The 20,150-nt window shown below is 36.3% G+C and carries 14 protein-coding genes and 1 pseudogene; 10 read left to right on the top strand and 5 right to left on the bottom strand.

Annotated elements, in window-relative coordinates; genetic code table 11:
* Positions 1-70: 70 nt before the first annotated feature.
* The 5 genes from ku (at position 71) to FHY45_RS02745 (ending at position 5,493) form a co-directional block, all read left to right on the top strand.
* Complete coding sequence (gene ku, locus FHY45_RS02765; protein ID WP_066101014.1) at positions 71-898, top strand: non-homologous end joining protein Ku; 828 nt, start codon at positions 71-73, stop codon at positions 896-898.
* Positions 899-1,324: 426 nt separating this feature from the next.
* Positions 1,325-2,701: a murein hydrolase activator EnvC family protein gene (locus FHY45_RS21090; RefSeq protein ID WP_139891328.1), complete on the top strand. Its 1,377-nt coding sequence runs from the start codon at positions 1,325-1,327 to the stop codon at positions 2,699-2,701.
* A 173-nt stretch (positions 2,702-2,874) separates the two neighbouring features.
* The gene (locus FHY45_RS02755) at positions 2,875-3,330 is read left to right on the top strand and encodes a hypothetical protein (protein ID WP_139891327.1); all 456 of its coding nucleotides are present in this window, start codon (positions 2,875-2,877) and stop codon (positions 3,328-3,330) included.
* 288 nt (positions 3,331-3,618) lie between these two features.
* Positions 3,619-3,954: a DUF485 domain-containing protein gene (locus FHY45_RS02750; RefSeq protein ID WP_066101009.1), complete on the top strand. Its 336-nt coding sequence runs from the start codon at positions 3,619-3,621 to the stop codon at positions 3,952-3,954.
* Positions 3,955-5,493: a solute symporter family protein gene (locus tag FHY45_RS02745; protein WP_139891326.1), complete on the top strand. Its 1,539-nt coding sequence runs from the start codon at positions 3,955-3,957 to the stop codon at positions 5,491-5,493.
* Between the two features lie 178 nt (positions 5,494-5,671).
* Here the strand turns inward: FHY45_RS02745 and FHY45_RS02740 are convergent, their stop codons facing one another.
* The 4 genes and pseudogenes from FHY45_RS02740 to FHY45_RS02725 all read right to left on the bottom strand — a co-directional run bounded on the left by FHY45_RS02740 (position 5,672) and on the right by FHY45_RS02725 (position 9,162).
* Entirely contained in the window at positions 5,672-6,622 is a 951-nt protein-coding gene (locus FHY45_RS02740) for an NADP-dependent oxidoreductase (protein ID WP_306821536.1), read from the bottom strand.
* A 225-nt stretch (positions 6,623-6,847) separates the two neighbouring features.
* Positions 6,848-7,053, bottom strand: a pseudogene (locus FHY45_RS02735) (zinc ribbon domain-containing protein).
* Between the two features lie 93 nt (positions 7,054-7,146).
* Positions 7,147-8,367, bottom strand: a complete 1,221-nt coding sequence (locus tag FHY45_RS02730) for an MFS transporter (RefSeq protein ID WP_066100997.1) — start codon at positions 8,365-8,367, stop codon at positions 7,147-7,149.
* A gap of 153 nt (positions 8,368-8,520) precedes the next feature.
* Positions 8,521-9,162, bottom strand: coding sequence for a Bax inhibitor-1/YccA family protein (locus tag FHY45_RS02725; protein ID WP_066100995.1), 642 nt, complete (start codon positions 9,160-9,162; stop codon positions 8,521-8,523).
* Positions 9,163-9,423: 261 nt separating this feature from the next.
* Between FHY45_RS02725 and FHY45_RS02720 the strand changes: the two genes are divergently transcribed.
* Both FHY45_RS02720 and FHY45_RS02715 read left to right on the top strand, forming a co-directional pair.
* Positions 9,424-10,689 carry a metallophosphoesterase family protein gene (locus FHY45_RS02720; RefSeq protein WP_066100993.1) on the top strand — a complete coding sequence of 422 codons (1,266 nt, stop codon included), beginning with the start codon at positions 9,424-9,426 and terminating at the stop codon, positions 10,687-10,689.
* A 3-nt stretch (positions 10,690-10,692) separates the two neighbouring features.
* On the top strand, positions 10,693-14,223 hold the full coding sequence (locus FHY45_RS02715) for a YhaN family protein (protein WP_139891325.1): 3,531 nt from the start codon (positions 10,693-10,695) through the stop codon (positions 14,221-14,223).
* Positions 14,224-14,283: 60 nt separating this feature from the next.
* Here FHY45_RS02715 and FHY45_RS02710 read toward each other — a convergent pair whose 3' ends face one another.
* Positions 14,284-15,120 (bottom strand): formate/nitrite transporter family protein, encoded by an 837-nt coding sequence (locus FHY45_RS02710; RefSeq protein WP_066100989.1) that lies wholly within the window; start codon positions 15,118-15,120, stop codon positions 14,284-14,286.
* Between the two features lie 602 nt (positions 15,121-15,722).
* Here FHY45_RS02710 and FHY45_RS02705 point away from each other — a divergent pair.
* The 3 genes from FHY45_RS02705 to FHY45_RS02695 all read left to right on the top strand — a co-directional run bounded on the left by FHY45_RS02705 (position 15,723) and on the right by FHY45_RS02695 (position 20,095).
* The gene (locus tag FHY45_RS02705) at positions 15,723-17,306 is read left to right on the top strand and encodes a peptide chain release factor 3 (protein ID WP_066100986.1); all 1,584 of its coding nucleotides are present in this window, start codon (positions 15,723-15,725) and stop codon (positions 17,304-17,306) included.
* 129 nt (positions 17,307-17,435) lie between these two features.
* Positions 17,436-18,533: an SDR family oxidoreductase gene (locus FHY45_RS02700; RefSeq protein WP_139891324.1), complete on the top strand. Its 1,098-nt coding sequence runs from the start codon at positions 17,436-17,438 to the stop codon at positions 18,531-18,533.
* 17 nt (positions 18,534-18,550) lie between these two features.
* Entirely contained in the window at positions 18,551-20,095 is a 1,545-nt protein-coding gene (locus tag FHY45_RS02695) for an aldehyde dehydrogenase family protein (RefSeq protein ID WP_257468954.1), read from the top strand.
* Positions 20,096-20,150: the final 55 nt, after the last annotated feature.

The following is a 20,150-nucleotide window of genomic DNA, read 5'->3' as shown; positions in this document are numbered from 1 at the left end:
CATCACCTTGAATAATCATTTTAAAATTAATTAGTTTGGATATAATATACAAAAAAAGGAAGGTGTATTTATGCATACAATTTGGAAGGGAACCATTAGTTTTGGTCTTGTCAGTATACCAATAAAGCTTCATGCGGCAACGGAGAATAAAGATATATCCCTGCGCACCTTACATAATAAATGCCATGCGCCTATCAAATATTCGAAAGTATGTTCAGTTTGCGGAGAAGAGGTGAGCCAAGAGGATATTGTTAAAGCCTATGAGTACGTGAAAGGAAAATATGTTGTGCTCGATGATGAAGAACTGGAAAAATTGAAGAAAGAGCAAGAGGACAAGGCAGTTGAAATTATCGATTTTGTCAAAATAGATGAAATCGATCCTATTTATTTTGATAAGAGTTATTATATGTCACCAAATGAGGGCGGTACAAAAGCTTATTCCCTGTTGAGGAAGGCGTTGGAGGAATCAGGAAAAGTTGGGCTGGCGAAAATTACGATCCGTGCAAAGGAGTCGCTCGCTGTGGTCAGAATCTTAGAAAATACTTTACTAATGGAGACCATTCATTTTCCTGATGAGGTAAGAAAAGCTGCAGATGTACCCAATATCCCCGCTGTTGAAGAAATTGTACAGAAGGAATTGGATACAGCTATTTTATTAATCGATCAGTTGACTACCACATTTGATCCATCTAAATATCATGATGAATACCGGACAGCTTTACTTGAATTGATTGAGCAGAAAAAACAATCCGATACGGTCACACCTACAGCTGGAAAGAAAACAGCATCAAATGTTGTTGATCTTATGGCAGCACTCCAGGCATCTATTGACCAAACAAAACCAGCAACAAAGCCAGCCAGAAAAAGAGCCCCACGCAGGAAAAAAGAGACTTCCTGATTTATTTTGAATAGATAAGCTTGTTTTAGAAGCCGTTTCTGTAAAGAAACAGGCTTTTTATTATTATCCAATAATTCAGAAAATATAAACTTTTGTTTTCCTTTTGAAAGACCAGGTTTATTTCTATGGGTGAAAAGATTCATTTTTAATAGCGAATTGTAGCTTTATTAGCAAAAAGTATGTCGAAATTACTAGAAAAATGGACTTTATTAAATATATTACAAGATCGAAATTCCGCGAAATATAAATGTAATGTTTGAATGGTAGAAAAAAATTGTCAGATTGATATAATAAGGCAGTACCAATCATTGGTTTGATTGGCAATTATATATATGAATTTTTAATAGTCGCTTATTTTAATAGTCACTTATATAGAGAGAAGCAAGATACAAACTAACATGTGAGACATTGAAAGGGGATCATTGCTTGAAGAAGTCATTTATTGCGTTTAACATTGCTTTAGCAGTTGGTGCAGGGTCATTATTATCAGGAGGATATGCTACGGCTGCATCCTTATCAGAATTAGAGAAAAAAGAGAATCAAATTAGAGGCGAAAAAGAGAAAGTAAATCAAGATATTAATCAAACAAACGAATCTATCGGTCATGTAGTAGATCAGCAAACTGATTTAACAGCACAACTTAAAAAGCTGGAATCAGAGATTACTGAAACGAATTCAAAAATTGACAAGATAAATACAAAAATTGATAACACAAAAAAGGATATTGAACAATTAAGAAAAGATATCGTAGTACTTGAAGAGAAGATTGAAGCAAGAACAGAATTATTAAAAGAACGTGCTAGATCCTATCAGGTTACAGGCGGTAAGATGAATTATCTGGAAGTTGTAGTGGGAGCGAGCAGCTTTGGCGACTTTGTTGAACGGGTGAATGCCGTATCTACAATAATGGAAGCTGATAATGATCTAATCGCTGAACAAGAAAAAGATAAAAAGGATTTAGAGAAGAAAAAGCAAGAAGTAGAAACTAAGCTTCAAAGTTTAGAATCTATGAAAAAAGAATTAACAGATTTGAAGGCAAAACAAGAAAATCAGAAGCAAGAAAAAAATAAACTAATGAAAAAGCTTAAACTTGAAGAGAAACACTTGGAAGAGCATAAATTAAGTATGGAAGAAGAATCTTCTATCTTAGCTGGCCAAGAAACAGCTTTAAGCAAAGCGATTGCGCAGGAAAAAGAACGTCAGGCTATAGTTGCCAGACAAAAAGCGGCTGAGGCGGCTGCAGAAAAAAAACGTCAGGCTGAACTTGCAGCACAAAGAGCAGAGGAAGCTAAAAAGAGTGAATCCTCTTCTAGTGCATCTACAGGAAGTTCATCTGTTAAAAAATCTAGTGCACCAAAAGTCAGTGAACCAACATACAGTGCACCAGCTTCAAGCAGCTCATCTGGCATGTTCATGAAACCATCTGCAGGGTATTATACTTCTGGATATGGTCCAAGATGGGGAAAATCACATGGCGGAGTTGATATTGCAACATCTGGTACTGTTCCAATCGTGGCAGCTGCAAGCGGTGTTGTATCTAGAGCTTACAAATCTTCCAGTTATGGTAATGTAGTATTTATCACTCACTATATTAATGGACAACAATACACAACTGTGTATGCGCATATGAGAGACAATAGTATGAGAGTAAGTACTGGACAAACTGTCAGCAAGGGTCAACAGATCGGTTTGATGGGGAATACTGGACGTTCAACAGGCCAGCATTTACACTTTGAGCTTCATAAAGGACCTTGGACACAAAGTAAAGCCAATGCTATAAATCCTACGAATTATATAAATTGATTTTAAAGGAGGCCAATGGCCTCTTTTTTTGTTGCTCTTGAAAAAAAAGAATTTCCATTTTCTAGTATTATAAAAATGATGATAATTAACTAAAGATTGTGGTAGGCTAGTTCGACAATACTACCAATGAAACTTGAATAATGAGTGATAATCCCGAAAAAGGGGGAATGTAGTTGAAAAAACAATATCTGCTTTTGATTACAGTCTTATTTGTTTTACTTACTTCATTTTTACCAGCAAAAGCAATGGCAACTAAATGGTTATATCCGTTTGTGGTTTGGGGCGGGTATGTCTATGAGGTAAGTGAAGAATCTGTGACCGAAATTGGGGATGAAATTGGACAAGTAACAAAGTATTCGGATATGGAACCGCAATCGGGTAATTTTTCTAATGCTTATCCGAAAGGTACTAAATACTTTACTATTAAAGAGGTTAGTACAGAGGAAGCGTTAGTCGTACAAGAATCCGATGGTCAATATGTGAAAGCAGATAGAAGAGAAGAATATGAATTTAAACAAGACTTAAATGAACCACAAGACATCCTTAAAGGGATTATTTTTTCATTGGTGGGGATTTTAGCTGGTATTCTCATTTATAAAATTCTAAAGAATCATCTGGATAAAAGGTAAATACTTCTTTCAACCACTGAGATAGCAAAAAGCTATCTCTTTTTTATATGCTATTAGCAACATCCTTACTTAAATAACTCTTTTTTGTAGTGTTTAGTTGACTGGAATTGCTGTATGTAAATCCTTTTTCAATAAACGGTCTCCCATATTCAAACCTCATTTTAACTTGTATAAAAATAAGCCTAAATATTGATTTACCAAAGGCTCTGAATGAAGTATACTAATAGTGTTTATAATATTTAGAATATTTTGTAAGCGTTTCAATTAAATATTAGAAAGGGGATTAAGATGGAAGAAAAAATGTTATCCAAGGAGGAACAAAAGGGGAAAAGGGATTATTCGGCTATTGTAAAAAGTCCAGAGTTTCAACAACTTTTAAATGAAAAGAAAAAATTTATAATACCCTTAACCTTGTTTTTCCTAATCTTTTATTTTGCACTTCCCATAATGACATCCTATTCATCGGTGCTGAATAATTCTTTCTATGGACATATCACTTGGGCGTGGGTATTTGCATTTGCACAGTTTATTATGACGTGGACGTTATGTATGATCTATTCTAAAAGAGCAACCAGATTTGACCGCTTAAGTGATAAGGTGTTGAAAATAGGGGGTAAACAGTAGATGAATTATACGGCTTTTTTTATGTTTCTCGCTATTGTATTTGTTACTTTGCTCATTACTTATTGGGCTTCTAAAAGAACAAACAATGCGAGTGAGTTTTACACAGCAGGAGGTGGTCTGACCGGTTGGCAAAATGGCTTAGCAATAGCGGGTGATTATATGTCTGCAGCTTCGTTTTTGGGAATAGCCGGTGCAGTCGCTTTAACAGGTTTTGATGGCTTCTTTTATAGTATAGGTTTTTTGGTCGCTTACTTGGTTGTACTTTATTTGGTGGCTGAGCCACTTAGAAATCTGGGCAAATATACATTGGCAGACATGCTGGCAGCAAGGTTTGATGCAAAAAAAATACGTGGTGTAGCTGCTTTTAATACGATGTCTATTTCTATATTTTATATGATTGCTCAGTTGGTAGGGGCAGGAGCACTGATTAAATTATTGCTGGGCTTAGAATATGCCACCTCCGTTTTAATTGTTGGAGCTCTCATGACCATATACGTTATTTTTGGTGGCATGCATGCTACTAGCTGGGTTCAAATTGTCAAAGCTGTATTACTGATGGCAGGGACCTTTATCATTTCATTCATCGTTTTTGCCAAATTTAATTTTAATATTGCAAGTATGTTTGAACAGATGAGTACAGCTACTCCATTAAAGGAGGCGTTCCTGAATCCGGGGGTAAAATACACTGATGGCCTAGATACATTATCGCTAACAATGGGACTTGTTCTTGGAACCGCTGGTTTGCCACATATCCTTGTACGATTCTTTACGGTAAAGGATGCTAAAACAGCGCGAAGCTCAGTTGTATATGCTACCTGGATCATTGGGATTTTTTATGTCATGACCATTTTCCTTGGATTTGGAGCAGCAGCTTTTGTGGGTAATGCTGATATAGTAAACGCGAATGCAGCAGGGAATATGGCAGCACCATTACTAGCCAAGGCTATTGGTGGGGATATATTGTTTGCTTTTATCTCGGCAGTTGCATTTGCGACAATATTGGCCGTTGTTGCTGGTCTTGTATTAACTGGGGCATCTGCGTTTGCCCATGATTTTTATAATGAAATATTGAGAAAAGGAAAGGCAACTGAAAAAGAGCAGGTTAAGATGGCAAGATATGCATCTGTTGGTGTTTCCGTCTTATCGATTCTTTTGGCTTTAGTAGCACAAAATTTAAATGTCGCCTTTCTTGTATCATTAGCCTTTGCCGTGGCTGCCAGTGCAAATTTACCTGTAATTATTTATACAATCTACTGGAAGAAATTTAACACTACTGGTGCTATCAGTGCAATGGTAGTAGGTTTAATCACTTCAGTTGGACTTGTTTTAGTCAGCCCTAACGTGTTTAATCCGGAAGCTGGAGCGGCGATACTGGTTGGTGACCCTTTATTTCCTTTGTCAACACCTGGTCTGGTATCCATTCCGCTAGGGTTTCTGGCTGGATTTGTAGGGACATTATTATCTCGTAAGAAGGAAGATGAAGCGAAGTTCGATGAAATTTTGGTTAAATCTAATACGGGTTTAGATACTATAAAATAGTGGTATGACCTCTTTTAGGTCAAGCATAAATTAGGGAAGGGGCTGTTCGTAGGTTATTTAATGACTTACAGCGGCCTCTTTTTACATGCAATTGAGCCAATGAAAAAGACAGGCAAAGGTACGTACACGTGACTCCTCTGCCTGCTTTATTTATCATTTCCCAAGAAATAACTAAATATTAATCAACTACTAAGATTATTTTTCCTCTCGCATGAGAGGATTCACTTAATTCGTGTGCATTTTTAACACCTTTTTCATTTAAAGGGAAGGTTTCACCAACTACTGGTTTCAATCTTCCCTCGCTAAGAAGCTTAGCCAATTCTTTTAGCTGGTTACCATTTGGGTTTAACCATACAAATTCTTCCGTAATGCCATAACGATTGGCTAATTGTTCGTTTGGCGGGTCTACAATGGATACCAATCTGCCGCCTCGACGTAGGATTTTCATGCTGGCAGTTTGAACGGATGTCCCAATTGTATCTAAAACAGCATCGTATTTTGTCAATTTATCTTCTATATTTTCGGTATGGTAGTCAATGCATAGATCGGCTCCTAATTCCTTTAGAAATCCATGGTTTTTTTTGCTGGCTGTGGTGGCTACATAGGCTCCTTTAAGTTTAGCTAATTGGATTGCGTACGAACCAACACCTCCTGCACCACCATGAATAAGAATTTTCTGTCCTTCCATAATTTCCAATGCATCAAATAAACACTGATATGCCGTCATTCCAGCCAATGGGACGGATGCAGCCTCCTTAAAAGATAAATTATCAGGGATTTTCGCAATTAGTAATTCATCAACAGCTGTGTATTCAGCATAGGCTCCATAACGAGTTGTATCGAGACGTGCAAAAACCCTGTCTCCATTTGTAAAATCAACGACGTGTTTACCAACCTCTTTAACAATTCCTGCAACGTCCAAGCCTAATATAATAGGGAATTCGAATGCATATTGATCAGCAAGATGGCCTTCTCTTAATTTCCAATCAATTGGATTGACGGATGCAGCTTTTACTTCGATTAAGACCTGATTATCTAATAGAGGCGGCTTTTCAACTACTTTTTCTTTTAAAGCATTCTGTCCGCCATACTCTTCTATTACTATTGCTTTCATCTTGGTATTTTGCATATAATTCCTCCTTGACTGGTAATTAAGGCTTTGGAAATCCTTATTATGTTCATTCCCTGTACAAAAGAAGGTAACCGTTTTTAACGTGTAATGAATAAAAAACAGGAAATTTATCCTAAGAGGATTAATTGAGTTTTTATCTTATAAATGGAGGATTGAGTTATCTAATTTTGAGGAAGGTATGGATTACTGCCATAAGTAAGACGGAGGAGAAGGGAGGGATGATCATCCTCTAAAGAAAATGTCTAAAACATTGCTGCTAGCAGAGGACTTTTTATTATAAAACTCCGAATAGCCACAATGATTGCATTAAACTACGAGAAATTGATTATTTTGAATATCAAACATTTTTGACAGACCGGTTCCTGTCATAGAAACTTCTTTTTGGCTGGCATCAAGGCTTCCACATTTAAACATCCTGATTGTGACAAAGCAAATCACTCCTTTTATGAAGATAATTTCCGATATAATTATAACATTAAAAAACATGTCCCAGTTGCCTATATAGGCGTGGGACATGTTTTTTAGGTAGCTGCTTTTTCATCACTCTTTATAAATTTGAGAACAATAAAGAATAAAATCAATGAAATAGCACCAAAGCTATAAAAAAGATAAGATTGATTATGCTTCATAAAATAAGACATGAGTGGAGGACCTGCTGCTACACCAAAAAATCGTGCCGAGCTGTAAAAAGATGTGATTGTTCCTCTTTGTTTTTTATCGATGTTTTCAGTAATAATTGCATCCAGTGACGGTAAAATCGTCCCAAGGCCGGCACCAAAAATCGATAATACTCCGATTAATATATAGATATTATCGAAATAAGTTGTAAAGGTGATGGCAATCGCGCTAACAATGATAGAAGCCAGAATTAGGATTTTCATTAATTTAATATTATCTTTTATTTTTTTTCCGGTGATAAATGAAGCAACACACAAGAAAAATAGGGGAACAGCAAGCACAAGTCCCTTTTTAATTTGATGAATATCATACTTGGATTCAAGTATGGAAGATAAATAAAACTGGATGGCAAACAATATTAACATGACGAATGCCCCTGTCAGGAATACACTGTATAACCATGACCCATCCTTCTTAAATATTTTTTTGGTATCCTTTAAAAATTCTTTTAGTGTAGGAGGTTCTTCTGTTTTCTTTGGCAACTTTATACAAAAAAGAATCATAAAAAATGTGACTAAACTTAAAAAAGAGATAGCAAAGAAAGGAAGAAACCATAGAGAAATGGCTAATGCAGCTCCAAGTACGGGACTTAAAACTTTTCCAAAGGTATTGGATGTTTCCACAATTCCCAGAACAGAGCTTGCTTTATCATCGTCTTTAAAAAGATCGCCAACTAAGGGTAATATGATTGGAAAAGCACCAGATGATCCTATTCCTTGAATGATTCGTCCTATTATAATGACCATAAATGGATTTTCCATTTTCCAAGAGGCAAAGCCTGATACTAGCCCGCCGATAAAAGCTAAAACTAAACTAGGCAGTAAGATCATTTTCCTCCCAAAACGGTCGGATAAATATCCTGCAATCGGTATTAAAAGGATGGAGGCGATTGAATAGCTTGTAATAATCAAACTGGATTGGAAAGAGGAGATTCCAACTCTCTTTTCTAAAATAGGTAGAACAGGGATAAGCATTGAATTACCTAATGTCATTATTAGTGGCACTGCTGCTATACTGGCCAAACACCAAAAACTAATTTTATCGGTATCCGTTTGTGAACTCATTTAATTCCCTCATCTCTCTAAGCAGTTCTATGCAATTACTTTGCCACACAGGATGAGAAATTATGTACATTAAGTGTTCTTAAATGCTTATTATAAATGGATTGGAATATATATACAAAAGAACTGTGAAGGTTATTCACAGTTCTTTTTTGCCTAATCATCCGAAGATAAAATACCAATAAATCTAAGGATAAAAAGGAACAGGTTAACAAAATCAAGATATAAATTGAGTGCAGCCAATGGGATTTCATCTTCAGGTACTCCGTACTGTTTCATACGGTTCACATCATATAATACGTATCCGCTGAATACGAGTATACCTATAAATGAATAGACAAGCATGGCAGTAGAAGATAAAGGTGAAAAAATATTGAAAATCCCAATAACCAGGATGGCGAGCAATGCGGCTAACAGAAATCCGCTTAAAAATGTTAAATCCCGCTTTGTTGTCGCGGCGTAGAGAGAGAGTCCGCCAAATACAACTACTGTAGCAGCCAAGCTCATGATAATGGGCTGCGGTCCTATTGTTACTAAATAGTTTGCGATTACAGGATATAAGGTGATGCCTGATATAAAAGTAAACGCATATAAGAAACTATATGAGAGAATTTTCCTTCTTCTCACAAAAAACGCCGCAATAAGCATACCGAATTCTATAATCATCAGTGGCAAGAACAAGGATGGAGGAACAAAATTACCTACAATAAAGCCAATTAAAGAAATAGCTAATGATAAAGCGAAAGTTCTGATAACGGCTGGAATGTGATATTTATTGGTTTCCGTATATGAATTCATTTATTTACCTCTCCTTTTATTTATCATATATGTATCTACGATTAACTATATCAAAGGTTTCAAGGAATATCCTGATTTTTACATAGAAATAGTAGAGACAAATACAAATGGATTTTATATAATAAAAATAAGAACATTTGTTCTTTTTTTGGTAGGTGTTGTATATAGCTGTGAATATTTGGGAGTGTTAGGTTCAGGGCTCTAGTGTATACCATTTTATGCTATTCTATGATTATGAGGATGAGGAAAGGGGGAGACTTTGTGAACTTTACATTTATCCATGCTGCTGATATCCATTTAGATAGTCCATTAAAAGGTTTATCAAGATATGAAGGAGCACCAGTCGAAAAGTTGCGCAGTGCTACCAGAGATGCATTTAAAAATATGATTGATTTTGCTATTAAAGAAAAAGTGCATTTCATCATTATTGCAGGTGATTTATATGATGGGGATTGGAAGGATTACAATACAGGTCTCTTTTTTGCAAACGAAATGGCAAGGCTAAAAATGCATCAAATCCCTGTTTATATGATTAAAGGGAATCATGATGCAGCAAGTATCATTACTAAAGAAATAAAACTTCCTGATAATGTTTATATTTTTGATGATAAAAAATGCAAAAGTATGTTTATAGATGAACTTGGAGTGGCCCTACATGGTCAAGGATTTTCAACACGTGCTGTAACAGATAATCTTGCTAAAAGCTATCCGCAAAAGGAAGATGGATATTTCAATATTGGGATTTTGCATACATCGGCAGTAGGCCGGGAAGGACATGAGAATTATGCCCCCTGTTCCATAGAGGACATGAAGGGGAAAGAATATGACTATTGGGCTCTTGGGCATATTCATAAACGGGAGTTTTTATGTGAGAAAAACCCAGTCATTCTCTTTCCAGGCAATATTCAAAGCCGGCACAGCAAAGAGACAGGTCCAAAAGGATGTTCCTTGATTAAAGTTAGCGATGGTCAGATACAGGAATTAAATCATATATCACTGGATGTATTACGCTGGGAGATCATTGAGATAGATGCGACCCCCCTTGGTGATTACGATCAATTTCTCCAGAAAATCGAAGAGCAGCTGGAAAATTACCTAGATACTGCAGATGGTAGAATGCTCGCAGCCAGAGTAGTCGTCAGTGGCAATACTTCTTTATATCAGGAGCTTATGAAAAATAAAGAAAAAGTATTAAATGACATTAGATCTGCAGCTTTTGCCGTTGGACATGGGCAAATATGGATAGAGAAAATAAAGAATAAAACGGCTCCACCGTTAGAGTCCAATCATTTCTCTGATGAAAATAACCCAGTGACCTCCATTTTTAACTGGCTTGAGAAAAGTGATATGGATGAATTGCTCGAAGATGTAAGAAAAGAGTTTTCTGCGATTACTAACGTATTACCGACCGATTTAAAAAGAGGAGAGAATATGGTTATTCCTGATTCAGTTGCCATGCTGGAAGAAAAACTGGAGGAAGTTAAACAACTGGTGAGCCTTGAGTTACAAATGGAAGGAGGTAAATAAGGCATGCGTTTTGAAGAGTTAAATCTGACTGCGTTTGGTCATTTTACTGATTACCCGGTTAACTTTCAGCCAAATCAATCTTTACACGTAGTGTATGGAAATAATGAAGCTGGAAAGAGTACTATGCTGCGTTCTATTACTCAACTCTTGTATGGCATTCCGCATAATTCTAAGGATTCATTTTTACATCCCAATTCCAATTTACGTATAAAGGCCCGCCTATCCAATTCATCGGGTAATACTCTGTCCTTCATACGAAGGAAAGGAAAGTCAAAGACCATTCTTAATGAGGCGGGAGAAGCATTACCAGATAATGTTTTATTACCGTATATAAATGTGCTGTCAGAGGAAACATTCCGAAATATGTTTGCACTCAATCATGAAACTTTGCGAGAAGGCGGAGAAGCTTTGCTTGAGTCAAATGGAAGCGTCGGAGAGAGCTTATTTGCTGCAGCTTCAGGGATAAATACAGTAAAGAAAATTATGCAGGAATTTGATTCGGCAAGTAAAGAATTATATAAATCAGGTGGTTCAAAACCAAAAATAAACGAATTATTAAAGAAAGAAAAAGAGTTAACTCGCCGACTTAATGATTCGCAAATGCTCGCCAGACAATGGATGCAGCTGGAGGATGATTATCTTCATGGTAAGAAACAGCTGGATGAATTAAGAGAGCATTACCTCCAGGTAGACGCAACTCTAAAAAAATTATCGAAGTTAAACCAAGCTGCTCCTATTCTTATTGAAAGAGACAGATTAATAGAGCAACAAAAGAGCTTCACTGAAATTCCGGATTTACCCAACGATTTTAATTTACAAAGAGAAAATGTATTAAATGAATTAAAACATGCTGATGAAAATGCCAAAATATCCAATACAGAAATAATGGCGCTTGAAGAGAAGTTAGCCAAACTGGATATCGATGAAAAACTTTTAACATGTGAGTCTAGGATTCAATCTCTTTTCAGCCAAGTTGGTGCATACGAGAAAGAGAATAAAGACTTACATGTAAATGAGGCAAAGGCTGAGCAGGCACTCAATCGGATGAACGATATTCTCCTTAAGCTGGGCTATAGTAGGGTAGATAGTGTCAATATTGAGGATTTTAGAATTGCCATTTCTCGCAAAGAAAAAATCCGTATGCTTTATAAGCAATATGGGATTTTACATGAAACGATAAAAGAAATAAATAAACGACATGAAAGTCTAAAGGAAACTGTTGCTTTAAAGCGTGCGGAATGGGAAGGTTTTGGAGAAGTAAAGAATATTGCCAAGCTTAAACTTGTGCTTGACCATGCCCAGATAGAAGGAAATATTGAAAAAACCATAGATGTTTTATCAGAGGAAATGAAGGATCTTAAAGACAAATCAATGGAAGAGCTAAACTATTTACCACTATGGGATGGTTCGGTAGAGGAGTTTGATTCCTTTTACATTTCCATTTTAGAAGAAACTATTAATCAGTACATCGGGCAACTTGAAAGATTTAATGAAGATAAAACAAATTTAGAGCGCAGTATTAAGGTTGAAAAAACGATTATTTTGGAAGCGGAGAAATCGATTGCTGAATTAGAAGCCTTGTCTGTTATTCCTACAGAAGATGATTTAGAGAGAACCCGTCAGATTCGCGACCATGGTTGGAGCTTAATTAAGAATAAACTTAAAGGTGAAGACATTGATCGTGAAGCAATTAAGGAATACTGCAGTCAGCAAGAGGTAGAAGAAAAATTTGAGCATGATTTAAAAACAACGGATGAACTTTCAGATACTATGTGGAAAGAATCTGCAAAGGTGGGCATGAAGAATAAGTCGTTGCAGGATATAAAGAGATCTGAAACCAAAATTGCAGCTGCAGAGACACAGCTGCAGTTCCTTAAAGATGAGATGAATCTGTTTTTTCAACAGTGGAATGAGCTATGGCAGCCGTTCGGTATTGAGCCATTATCGCCAACTGAAATGAAAGAATGGGTAAGAAAATACACGGTTATTAAGCAGAATCAAGGCGAATATAAAAAGAAACAGAAACTTTGGGATGAGCTGACAGAAAAACGATTGGCTATCAAAAGCCGTTTATACCTTGCCCTGTCAGAAGTAATCGATGATCTAGATACTCAAGTGTCAGAATGGACACTCACAGACTTAATAAGAGAAGCAAATAGAGTAGTCCATTTAGCAACAGAGCGTTTCAATGAGAAGAATTCATTGGAAAAAGAGTGGAAGAGCAAGGCTGCTGATCTTAAACAAATCGAGCAGGAGCTGGCGAGCAAGCAAAGTGAATTAGTCAATTGGAGAGAAGCATGGGAGGATGCTACTAAACCCTTGCAAGTTGAAAGTCAGGCTCCGATTGATTACACAATGGAAAGGCTTGATAAGTACAATGAATTGACTACTACGTATGATGAATGGGCAGATATCAATAGCAAAGCAAAAGCTGGCATGTTATTTGTACAGGATTATGTAGATTATATCAGAATTGTAGCTAACACGTTACAGTTACCTGAACCAATAAATATCCAATCCTTTATCTATGATTTAACGAATCAGTTGCAGGAGCAGAAAAAGTGTAAGCAAAATCAACTCGAATGGCAAGGACAATTGGATAAACGGAAAAAAGAATATCGGTTAGCGAAGGATAAGAAAGAGATGGCGCTTAATCGTCTTGATGAATTGTTACAGACAGCAAGTGTAAAGACCATCGAGGAAATGCAAATTATTGAAGATAAATATCGACAAAAGCAAAAGCTGTCTGCAGAACTGATCAATCTGGAGAAGGTGTTACTTGAGATTGGCAATGGCTTATCGATTCAAGAAATGAAGGATGAAATAGACAAGCTTGATTTAGATTTTATGGAAAGTGAAATGGCAGAATTAAAGGCAGAGCTTGCAGATTTGGAAGAGAAAAGAACGGAACAGAACCAAATCTTTGGTGTATGCAGAAAAGAATATGAAGAAAAGATTAAGGGAAATTCATATGCAGCTGTTCAGGCCGCAGAAGAAAGAGAAAGTATCCTGGCTGAGCTCGCAGAATTGACCGATCAATATGTCCAAAAAAAATTAGCTACATTTGTATTACAGAAGGGAATAGAATATTTCCGTTCCGAAAATCAAAATCCGATTTTAACAAAAGCATCAAAACTGTTTGCAAAATTAACACTGAACTCCTTTGAAGGATTGACTGTTGATTATAATGAAAAGGATGAAGAAGTACTACTGGGTTTAAGAAATAACGAGAAAATTGGAATAGACGCGATGAGTGATGGAACAAAAGATCAATTGTATTTATCCTTAAGAGTTGCAAGCATAGAAAAATATTGTGAGGAAAATGAACCTATTCCATTTATTGTCGATGATATTCTTGTTCACTTTGATAATGAACGTTCAAAAATTACGTTATCTATCTTAAAAGAATTATCGAAAAAAACTCAAGTTATCTTTTTCACTCATCATTATCATTTATTGGATTTGTTGGAGGAAACATTGTCGCATGAGGAGTATCAATTGATTCACATTCATAAAGAGGCCGTCATGAGCTGAAATTAAAAGAAGACCAATTCAAACTTTATGAATTGGTCTTCTTTTTCTTGGTTCACTTTATTATTTTGTATTTTCTTTCTCAGTGATTTCAGAGATTTTATTCATGTTGTCCTGTAATTGAAGCTTTGTGCTTGATTTACTTAAGAACTGATATAACATTCCTACAAATATTGCTCCACCGACAATATTACCCAAAGTAACAGGAATCAAATTGTAGATGGCATTTCCGATTGTAATGGTATCAGGATGTGGTGATACTAATGCAATTGAGAATAATGATAAGTTTGCAATGCTATGTTCAAAGCCTGATGAGAAGAATAAAAATACAACTGCAATCATCATTGCCATTTTAGCTCCGTCACCTTTTACTTGGCTAGGCAAGTAACAAGCTAAACAAACAAGCCAGTTACAAAGGATTCCTTTAAAGAATAAAGCTGAAACAGATCCATGCATTTTATAAGAAACAATTTCGTGCATTAAATGCTCGTTTGGAATGTGGCTGAATATGCCTGTAAGGTAAAATAAAATGGCAAAGAAGATTGCCCCAACAGCATTGCCAAGATAACAAGCGCCCCAGTTTCGGCCTAAATCTCTGAGAGTTACCTCATTACGCATATAAGCGACAGTGAAATAAGCGGTATTACCGGTAAATAGCTCTGCCCCACCGTAAATAATGAGTATTAATGCGATACCAAAGAAAAGTGCCGGGAATAGGTATGCAAAAGGTGAGTCGGCTACCCTGAAATATTCTCCTGTTCTAAAGCAGGTAATGATTACAAACCCTACAAATATTCCTGCCATCATCGCTCTTAAGAAATAATGAAGAGGAAAATGGTCTAACAGCCTTTTCTTTTTCTTTGCAAGGGCAACTAAATACTGTAATCCTTGTTCTTCCATGATGTTAAATTCCTCCTATGCTGAAAAAACGTCTACTAAATAAACTACTATGACTTCTATAATTAATCAATAAGCTTGTGAAATTATTCACTTTTCTGATAGCCTCTTTTATTCAAATAAGGTAAACTTGCGTAAATCTTGTGATTATCTTCCACCGAATACGGGTAAGGTAAGTATAAGGATGGTGATTATCTTGAAAAGTAAAATCTTAAAAAGAGTTATTGCAGCAGCTGCACCTTTCGTGATCAGCTATATTACAAAAAAATTAACCAATAAGAAAAAAGTAGCTTAAAGGACGGGCAATAATGCTCGTTTTTTTTATGTTATCTTACCTTGCCCCAAAGAATTGCGAAATACTTAAACGGACACTAATTGACTGTAATTCACTACATATGAGAAAATATGACTGTTTGATTAAAACTTATGATTCGCCTATTCACATATTATTTTTTTACATGGTATATTTGATAAGATGGATTTTGATTTTAATAAGAATTGTTAAAGTGGTTATTTTCTTTTTACAACATCAAAGTATCATTGGAGATGTAGATCCAAGATGAATAGATTTATGAAGTTTTACTATATATAAAAGGATGGCTTACATGACAAATTTAAAAGAACAGATAGAATCAAGAAGAACCTTTGCAATTATTTCTCACCCTGACGCAGGTAAAACGACGTTAACAGAAAAGTTGCTCTTATTTGGTGGCGCAATCCGTGACGCTGGAACTGTAAAAGGACGTAAAACCGGTAAATATGCGACAAGCGACTGGATGGAAATTGAGAAGCAGCGTGGAATTTCCGTAACCTCTAGTGTTATGCAGTTTGACTATAATGGGACCCGTGTTAATATCCTCGACACACCTGGACACCAAGATTTCAGTGAAGATACGTACCGTACATTAATGGCTGTTGATAGCGCAGTTATGATTATTGATGCTGCCAAAGGGATTGAAGCACAAACATTGAAATTATTTAAGGTTTGTCGCATGAGAGGAATTCCTATTTTCACATTTATTAATAAAATGGATCGCCAAGGTAAATTGCCGCTTGAGCTATTGGCTGAGTTGGAGGAAGTGCTTGGAATAGAATCCTATCCAATGAACTGGCCAATCGGGATGGGTAAAGACTTCTTCGGTATTTATGACCGTTATTATAACCGAATTGAAATGTTTAAGGCTGAAGATGAAGAGAGATACTTAAAATTGAATGAAGAAGGCGAAGTAGAAGATGAAAATCACTCTATTGTTGAGTCTCCTTTATATGAGCAAACATTGGAAGAAGTGTTATTGTTAAATGAAGCAGGAAATGAATTTTCGCGTGAAAAAGTCAGAAATGGTGAATTAATTCCTGTATTCTTTGGAAGTGCCCTTACTAATTTTGGCGTTCAGACATTTTTGGATACGTATTTAGAGTTTGCGCCAAAGCCTCAGCCAAGACCATCATCCGTGGGGCCGGTTGAACCCGTTCAGGATACTTTTTCAGGATTTATATTTAAAATCCAAGCAAATATGAATCCGATGCACCGTGACCGAATTGCCTTTTTGCGCATTTGCTCAGGTAAGTTTGAACGTGGGATGACTGTTCAATTAAGCCGAACAGGCAAGCCTATGAAACTTAATAATTCAACACAATTTCTTGCAGAGGAAAGAAACAATATTGCTGAAGCAGTAGCAGGAGATATTATCGGATTATATGATACAGGAACCTATCAGATTGGTGATACGCTAACTTCAGGAAAAGAAGCATTTTCTTTCGAACGTCTGCCACAATTTACACCTGAAATGTTTGTACGTGTCAGCGCTAAAAATGTATTAAAACAAAAGCATTTTCACAAGGGAATTAATCAGCTTGTACAGGAAGGTGCCATTCAATTATTTAAAACAGTTGGGATTGAATCCTATATTCTTGGAGCAGTCGGACAGTTACAGTTTGAGGTATTTGAGCACCGTATGAAAAATGAGTATAATACAGAAGTTATCATGGAAAGAATGGGTGACAAGATTGCCCGTTGGACAACGAATGAAAAAATCGATGAAAAGCTTTCAAGTTCAAGAAGTCTTTTGGTACGCGATCGCTATGATCAATATGCTTTCTTATTCGAAAATGACTTTGCACTGCGTTGGTTCCAGGAAAAAAATCCTTCTATAGAACTATATAATCCAATGGATCAGCACGAACGTTAACTAAATTTAAGCAGGATTTAGCCTATATAGGGTTAAATCCTGCTTTTTTCTGTTATATAACAATTAACCATTGACATATTTTTCTAAATATTCTTACAATAGTGGAAAGAAGATTAGGAGAGTGAAACAATGAAACATGTCTATTTTTTTACCGGGTTTCCAGGTTTTATTTCAAATCAACTAATAAGAGAGCTAAAAAAACAGGATCAGTTATTTAATAAAGTGATTGCTATTGTACTGCCGTCTGTGTGGCATAAGGCTGTCAGTGAAAGATTAAAAATTATAAACGAGTTCAATTTAGATGAAAATCAGTTTATCCTTATTGAAGGAGACATCACCAAACCCGGTTTAAACATCAGTAAAAAAGAAAGCGGTTTCAAAAAGGGAGAAATTACCCATTTTTTTCACTTAGCTGCGATTTATGATTTAGCTGTTCCAAAAAATATAGCCTATTTGGTGAATGTCGATGGAACACACAATGTAAATGATTATGTATTGACCCTTCCTAACCTATTGAGGTATACCTATTTTAGTACAGCTTATGTAGCTGGAAGACGTGAAGGAAAGCTGTATGAGCATGAATTAATTAAACCAGATAAATTTAAAAATTATTATGAAGAAACCAAATATGAAGCAGAAGTCCTTGTTCGAAAGATTATGGATCATGTTCCTGTTACAGTCATTCGGCCGGGTATCGTAAAAGGAAATACCCTAACTGGAGAAACCATTAAATTTGACGGCCCATATTTTATATTAAATTTCCTCGACAGAATCAGATACCTTCCAATTATCCCTAATATAACTAAGTCAACCTGTGTGATCAATTTGGTTCCTGTTGACTATATAATAAAAGCAACAGCTTATTTAACTTTAAGCCCTAAAGGTGCTGGAAAAACATATCATTTAACGGATCCTAATCCATATACGGTTACAGATATTTATAAGTTGTTTTTGAAAGGGTATAATGGAAAACGACCAATTGGGTATTTGCCGTTCGGGCTGACGAAAATGGCTTTATCAATCAAGCCAATAAGAAAGTTTCTGGGTGTGGAAGTTGAATCACTTGATTATTTCACCTGGAAAGGAGAATTTGATTGTGTACAGGCACAGGCTGATTTAGCTGAAGGGGGCATTTTATGTCCTGATTTTAAGGAAGGTGTAGTGCCAATGGTTGAATATTATAGAGCCAATAAGAACAATCGGGCGTTTCATATAGAGATTACATAATTAGAGGAGGAACAAAGTTGGAAGCCTTAAAAGAAATGGTAAATGTATATGCTCCTGCAACGGGAGAACTGATTATGCAGTATGAGGAGATGCCGGCTAGTCAAGCTGGTGAAATAATGAATAAATCCAAAGGGGCTTTTCTTTCGTGGTCACAATTAGATATAGACGAACGTTTACGCTATCTAAAGCAGTTGCGGCATACGATTGTGAATAGACTTGATGAAATTGTTGAGCTCATTTCAAAGGATACAGGGAAAGTCAAAACAGATGCATTAGTGGCTGATATCATGCCTGCCCTCGATGCTATTAGTCATATTGAAAAACATGCGAAAAAAACATTTAAGGCACAAAAGGTTCGTACACCTTTTTTGTTAATGGGTCATAAATCGAGTATTCATTATATGCCAAGAGGCTCTGTGCTTGTTATCTCACCATGGAATTATCCATTCCTTTTGGCTATGGTTCCTGTTGTATCCGCGCTTGCAGGCGGTAATACGGTTATTTTGAAACCATCAGAAGTTACTCCGGCAGTGGGTAAGTTAATTGAAACATTGTTTAAAGAAGCTGGATTTCCTGATCATGTTTTTCAAGTAGCCCATGGCGGTAAGGAACTTGGTGCCAGTCTTACGAAGCAAAAGCCTGATTATATCTTTTTTACAGGGTCTGTAGGTACGGGACGTATTATTCAGGAAATAGCAGCACGAGATCTTATCCCAACCACTCTTGAGCTCGGTGGAAAGGATCCAATGATTGTGTTTAGTGATGCTGATTATAAGCGTGCAGCAAAGGGGGCTGTTTGGGGAGCATTTACAAATAGCGGTCAAGTTTGTATGAGTGTAGAGAGATTGATTATCCAAAGAGAGGCGCTTGAGCCATTCTTACAGGAGTTACTTCCAATTGTTAATCAATTAAAGCAAGGAAATGGAAAAGAATCAGATATCGGTTCTATGACCTCAATACAGCAAATATCTATTGTAAGAGAGCATATTGAAGATGCCCTATTAAAAGGCGCCACTCTCCTGACTGGTGATCCGCCTTCTGAATGGAATGAAAATTCCATGTTTATTAAGCCGATTGTTTTAACAAATGTTTCAGAGGATATGCTTGTGATGCAGGAGGAAACATTTGGTCCGGTTCTGCCTATACTGACTGTTGAAACAGAAGAAGAAGCTATACGAGCCGCTAATCATTCCAAATACGGATTAAATGCAAGTGTTTGGACAACAAATAAGGAAAAAGGACGGCTGACAGCTAAGAAGCTTTTGTCAGGTGCTGTGTTAATTAATGATGTTTTAATAACAGTTGCCAATAATAATCTTCCATTTGGCGGAGTTAAAGAAAGCGGAATAGGCAGGTATCATGGGGATCAGGGTCTTCGTATATTTTGTCATGAAAAAGCAGTAATGGAAGATATGGGCCTCAAAAAATCGGAGATTCAGTGGTATCCTTATGAAGGGAAATATGAACATTTCCATGCACTGTTAACAGCCTACTTTGGCAAAAGGAAATCGATGATGAAGGTAATCAAGGAATATCTGAAATTAATAAAACTATCAAAATAAATACTATCTATGAGTTAATACTTGCGCTTGTATCCAGAAGCCAATATAATAGGTA

This window comes from Bacillus sp. D386 (assembly GCF_006346415.1).
The sequence above is the reverse complement of the archived record's forward strand: the minus strand, read 5'-3'. Positions and strand labels throughout refer to the sequence as shown.